The organism is Clostridium sp. CCUG 7971 (assembly GCF_017590215.1).
In the GTDB taxonomy this organism is placed as follows: Bacteria; Bacillota; Clostridia; order Peptostreptococcales; family Peptostreptococcaceae; genus Faecalimicrobium.
This window is the reverse complement of sequence record NZ_JAFFPK010000188.1, coordinates 1-5,574: the sequence shown is the minus strand read 5'-3', so window position 1 is coordinate 5,574 and position 5,574 is coordinate 1. Positions and strand designations below refer to the sequence as shown.

5 protein-coding genes are annotated in these 5,574 nt (G+C 24.3%); 2 read left to right on the top strand and 3 right to left on the bottom strand.

Annotation, left to right across the window (positions count from 1 at the left end):
* Positions 1 to 238: hypothetical protein (locus JWF52_RS18245; protein WP_353654979.1), on the bottom strand; the 238-nt coding region annotated here is incomplete at its 3' end.
* A 218-nt stretch (positions 239 to 456) separates the two neighbouring features.
* Here JWF52_RS18245 and JWF52_RS18240 point away from each other — a divergent pair.
* Positions 457 to 1,242 (top strand): PIG-L family deacetylase, encoded by a 786-nt coding sequence (locus JWF52_RS18240; protein WP_208334901.1) that lies wholly within the window; start codon positions 457 to 459, stop codon positions 1,240 to 1,242.
* A 66-nt stretch (positions 1,243 to 1,308) separates the two neighbouring features.
* On the opposite strand, the gene JWF52_RS19530 is transcribed toward JWF52_RS18240, so the two are convergent.
* On the bottom strand, positions 1,309 to 1,932 hold the full coding sequence (locus JWF52_RS19530; protein ID WP_286184273.1) for a hypothetical protein: 624 nt from the start codon (positions 1,930 to 1,932) through the stop codon (positions 1,309 to 1,311).
* Between the two features lie 382 nt (positions 1,933 to 2,314).
* Here JWF52_RS19530 and JWF52_RS18230 point away from each other — a divergent pair, with 382 nt between their 5' ends.
* Positions 2,315 to 3,589 (top strand): dicarboxylate/amino acid:cation symporter, encoded by a 1,275-nt coding sequence (locus JWF52_RS18230; RefSeq protein WP_208334900.1) that lies wholly within the window; start codon positions 2,315 to 2,317, stop codon positions 3,587 to 3,589.
* A gap of 151 nt (positions 3,590 to 3,740) precedes the next feature.
* Here JWF52_RS18230 and JWF52_RS18225 read toward each other — a convergent pair whose 3' ends face one another.
* Complete coding sequence (locus tag JWF52_RS18225; RefSeq protein WP_208334899.1) at positions 3,741 to 5,510, bottom strand: FUSC family protein; 1,770 nt, start codon at positions 5,508 to 5,510, stop codon at positions 3,741 to 3,743.
* Between the last annotated feature and the right edge of the window lie 64 nt (positions 5,511 to 5,574).

Sequence of the window (5,574 nt, the reverse complement as noted above, 5' to 3'; positions counted from 1 at the left end):
TTTTTTTTGATGATATCTCTATTTTATTCCTAACTTGAGATGTATTTTGAGTTTGTAAATTTTCTAACATCCCTATGTTATTTTCATTTATGTTATTACTTCTTCTATTTTTCTCTGCTATAGCTTTTAATAAACTTATCATAATCATATCAAATACTTCACTATTTGACCCACATTTACATTCGCTATGGCTTGAAAATGGAGATATATAATTTAAGCCTTGTATCTTATCAAGCATTTTATCACCTCGAAAATAATTTATTATTTTAAATATACGTATAAATACTCAATATCTTTAATACTTATTTAAATTTTTATAATCTTACATAAAGAAATGATACTTGTCTAAAATATTAATATAAGTTTAGTTACAATAATTAAAATTTACTTCCAAAATTTATTTATTAGCATATTAAAATATATGACATTTTTCATTTTATGTAAGGAGAAATTAGTATGCGATTAAAAAATAATAAAAATCTAATATCATTAATTATATTATGTCTTTTCTTAACATTAACTATATTTAATATTTCTAAAAATAATACGAATAAACAATTTAAAGATTACGTTGTTTTTTACCCTCAACACCAAGATGATGAAGTATTATGGGCTGGTAGTGCTATAGTTGAGGCCATAAAAGAAAGAGGCCAAGATAATGTATTTGTGGTTTTGGTCTCTAATGGTAGTGGAATAGCTGTGTTTGATAAAAATGAACAATATAAAAACCTTACAAAAGATCAGAGATCTAGTTATAGAAATAGAGAATTTTTAGCATCATTAAATGCACTAGGAGTAAAAGATAAAAATATTATTATATTACCAAAATTAAATTCTAATGGTGATACTGATTTTAATTCTATGGAAAATATTGCATTAGAATTTGAAAAAAATTTAAAGAGTGTAACTCATGTTGCACATACCTATAAATTTGATGATCATCTGCAACATATAAAAAATGGTTCTATAATCCAAGGATTATATAATACAGGTAAAATTAAAGATGCTAGATATTTCGTAAAACCTCAATTTGCTTATAAAATATTTCCTAGTAAAAAAATAATCTATAATGCTAATTCTAATAAAGAATATGAAATGGTAAAAGAAGCTTGTGAACAATATAAAATAATAGATGTAGATAATAAAAGAGAAGGTATTGGATATAAGTCAGATCATAAATCTTTTGATAAGCTACTAAAAAATAAAGCTGCACCCTCAATACTTCATACTCCAAATGTATAAAAAAACCTTGATACAATTAGTTTGTATCAAGGCTTTTTATATAAGTTTTAAATTTTATTGACTATTTTATAAAGCTAATTCAAGATATCCACTTGGATGGAAGTAGTAAATTTTTGTAGTATTCTTATCTACAAATAATCCCATATCTCCATCAACATCTGGTAAAAATACATATCCACTTAATCCTTTTTGAGATAAAACTTCAAATGTAGTCTCATTTCCTTGATATACATAATTCATATCTGGATTTACCATTTTTAATAATTCTTTAGCTTGTTCTTGATTTAATACTTCTATAACTTCAACAGTATTTTTATCTGTTTTTTCTTCTTTTTTATTCTCAACAACTGCTTCATTTTTTTCTATAACAGGTTGTTTTGTATCTTGTTCATTTTTTTGTAGTTTAGTTGATTCTTCTTTATTTACAACTAATTCTTTTTCTTCATTTTTTAATGCTTCTTTTTTAGAGATTTCTTTTTTAGTTACTTCTGTTTTTACTACTTCTTTATTAACTTCTATGTTTTTATTCTTTTCTATATTTAGATTTTCACTCTTATTTGTTTCTACATTTTGAACTACTTGCTTATTAGTGTTGTTATCTGCATTTTGTGCAAAGCTTATATTCTTTATTGGGTTTATTGCTAATGCCCCTGTACATAATATTGATAATGCTATAATTGCTCTTTTCATAATAAATCCCATCCTTCATATGTAATAATTTATGTAAATTTGTTTTTATTTCCTTTTCTATAATCTAATATTACCATAGTAAATTTTATAAAAACAGTTACACCACTGTTACTTTAAATTACAGATTCGTAACAAAAGTTACAGCGATGTAACCTTTTAGTTTTAGCTACATTAAACATTATCAAACACACATAGATTCCTTATCTGTTTTTGAAGTATTTTTTATATGTTATTCATTTTTTTAAGCTTTTACTTATATTTTTATATATTTATATTATTTTTATGAATAATTTTATTTTAAACTTGCATTTATTTAAATTTTGATGCTATTATATACTGTATAAGAATAAAGTTTTAAAATAATCATTCGGAGGAAGATTCTATGAAAAAAAAGTTAAGTCTTACATATAAAATTTTTATAGGTATATTTTTAGGAATAATATTCGGTCTAACTATAAAAAATTTACCTAATGGAACTTTAAAAAACACAATTTTATTAGATGGAATTTTAAAAATATTTGGTAGTGGTTTTATAAACTCTATAAAAATGCTAGTTGTTCCACTTGTTTTTGTTTCTTTAGTTTGTGGATCATCGTCTATGGGAGATATAAAAAAATTAGGACGAATCGGAATTAAAACTTTAGTATTTTATTTAACAACTACTGCAGTAGCTATAACTTTGGCGCTTTTTATAGGTAAGTTAATAAATCCGGGTCTTGGACTTGATATGTCACATTTAATAACTGAAGCGCCTACTATAGGTGAAAATAAGCCAATAGTTGATATAATACTTGGTATGATTCCTTCTAACCCAATACAATCATTAGCTAGCGGTGATATGTTACAAATAATAGTATTTGCCTTATTACTTGGTATATCAATGAGTGCTATTGGAGAAAAAGCTGCACCTCTTAGAAAATTATTTGAATGTGCTAACGATGTTTGTATGAAGATGGTTAGTATTATAATGTTACTTGCGCCTTACGGAGTTTTTGCACTTATATCAAATACCTTTGCTACTACAGGATTTGAAGCTATATTATCCCTTGTAAAATATATGTTTGCAGTTTCTCTGACTCTAGTTTTACAAGCATTTATAGTTTACGCCGGTATGATTAAATTTTTCACAGGACTTAAACTTAAACCATTTTTAAAGAAATTTGCTAATATTGCTGCCGTAACTTTTTCAACAGCTTCAAGTAATGCTGCGCTACCTTTAACTATAGAAAGTATGGAAGAATTAGGTGTTGATAATTCTGTGGCTTCGTTTACTCTTCCTTTAGGAGCTACAATTAATATGGATGGTACTGCTATAATGCAAGGTGTGGCTTGTATATTTATATCTCAATTATACGGGATTAATTTAGATATAAATTCTTTTATTACAATAATATTAACTGCAACTTTAGCTTCTGTAGGTACCGCTGGTGTTCCGGGCGTTGGTATGATAACTTTATCGATGGTATTAACTTCTGTAGGACTTCCAATAGAAGGTGTTGGCTTAATAATGGGTGTTGATAGATTGTTAGATATGGCTAGAACTACTGTTAATGTAATGGGTGATTGTACTTGTACTTTAGTAGTAAGTAGCAGCGAAAAAGAATTAGATAAAAATAAATACTACAGTGAACAATCAGTCGAAACTATTTCTATATAAAAAAAATATCTATATTCAATTTTGAATATAGATATTTTTTTATTTTATATCTTTAAATATTTTATGGACCTATTGAGATTTTTAAAAATTTCAAATATATCTATAAATACAAACTTTTCTATATTATTCCTTAAATAATAGAATTCTTCTTTTAAATTCTATTATTTAATAAATTTGCATTTTTACAAATGCTATTTATATCTAAATTTTTTACCTTACCATTTATAATATTATTTAGTAAAAAATTAATATTGTTCATCATTACGTGTTGATTTTCTAAAAATTCGTTTATTCTTTGAGACATTAAAATATTATTATTAATGCTAATTTTATCGTTTATAACTTTATTAACTAATATTAAGTCACTAAATTCGTTTTTATTTATATTATTAATATTTATATGAAATATATTATTTAAAATTTGTTTGTTAACTTTAATAGATTTATCTATTAGATCTTCAGTTTCAGTACTTATTCTATACGGTAATATAAATCTATTAGCTATTAGTGCTATTATAGTTCCTATAATTATAAATGATAACCTATCTAGTGCTAATAATTCGTATCCTGATCCTATAGATGCTGATCCTAATGCAGATATAGTTATAAATATTATTTTTTGATGATATTTAGTTGGATAATTACTTAAGTATCCTACTATAAATATTACTATCATTCTCATAGAATCATCTTTAACTATATTAAATACGATTTCAAAAACTAATACTCCTATAATAGTCCCTACTATTCTATCTCTTCCTTTAGTGCTGCTTAGTTCAAGATAAGGCTGTAATACTGAGAAAAGTGTAAATATCAACCATTTACCATAATCTATATTAAACAAACTAACTATAAATGTTCCTATAGATATCATTATTGCACTTCTAAATGCAAATGAGAATTTTAAAGAATCTTTATTAAAGTTACTTTTTAAGATATAGTTTTTAAGACTATCATATGGTATATAACTAATTTTTCTTTCTTTACTTTCTGTAGATTCCATTTCTTCTAAAGTGTTGTTTAACAAACTAATGTTTTCCTTTAATTCATATGATAAATAGCAGTCTACAATACTTTTATCTTTTATAAATACCTGTAAGTTATTACTAAATTCTGTGGCTGTAATTTCATTATTTATATATTTAATAATATAATCTAGCTCTTTTTTCAATTCTACTAAAATATCATCATATCTTTTAACATTTTCAGTATCATTTTGTATTTTTCTTAATGTAATATTAATACTCTCAAAACTTAGTATTATTCCTAAATTAATTTCATATAAACTTGATTCATCAATTGTTTTTAATCTTCTTTCATACATCTTTGCCGATATATTTCTTATATTTTTATAAATCTCATTATGCTTTTCTTCTATGTTATATACATCTTCTTTATTTATTATAAAATCGATTTTCTCCTTTAAATCATTTGCAACTTGTATTATACTTTTTTGAGTTTTATCCCAAAATTTATTCCTATTTACCAATAACTGAACACCCATTATTAGTATCCCACAAAATGCTAGGCCTGCAATTCTAAGAGGCATATTTTCTATTTTTACAGGTGAATAAAATATAAATAAATACCCTAATGTAAATGGTACATATATTGATTTTTTAGTATCATATGTAAATAAATATATTAGAGAAAATATAGCTATAAAGTTTACTATTAACGCTGTAATTGGATTTAATGATGCTATAAATGCTAACATACCTATTAGAACTTCTAATGCCATAAATTTTATTGTATTTTTTATAGGATACAAAGTATAATCAATATCTGTTAAAGATAATGCAGCAGTTATACCTGCTACTCCAATTAATGTATTTTCCGATCCAAATATATTTTGAAATAACACAATAAATCCTACTATTGCTATAAATAACAATGTTGTAAATGCTATTTTACTTTTCAAAAAATCGCCTCCATAATAAATGTCCTAATATATATTATGCTACTTATCTATAAAAATATAAAAA

Bases quoted from the DNA above. Each gene is read 5' to 3' on its own strand.
- JWF52_RS18230 (WP_208334900.1), top strand. From the start codon at position 2,315: ATGAAAAAAAAGTTAAGTCTTACATATAAAATTTTTATAGGTATATTT.
- JWF52_RS18240 (WP_208334901.1), top strand. From the start codon at position 457: ATGCGATTAAAAAATAATAAAAATCTAATATCATTAATTATATTATGT.
- JWF52_RS19530 (WP_286184273.1), bottom strand. From the start codon at position 1,932: ATGAAAAGAGCAATTATAGCATTATCAATATTATGTACAGGGGCATTA.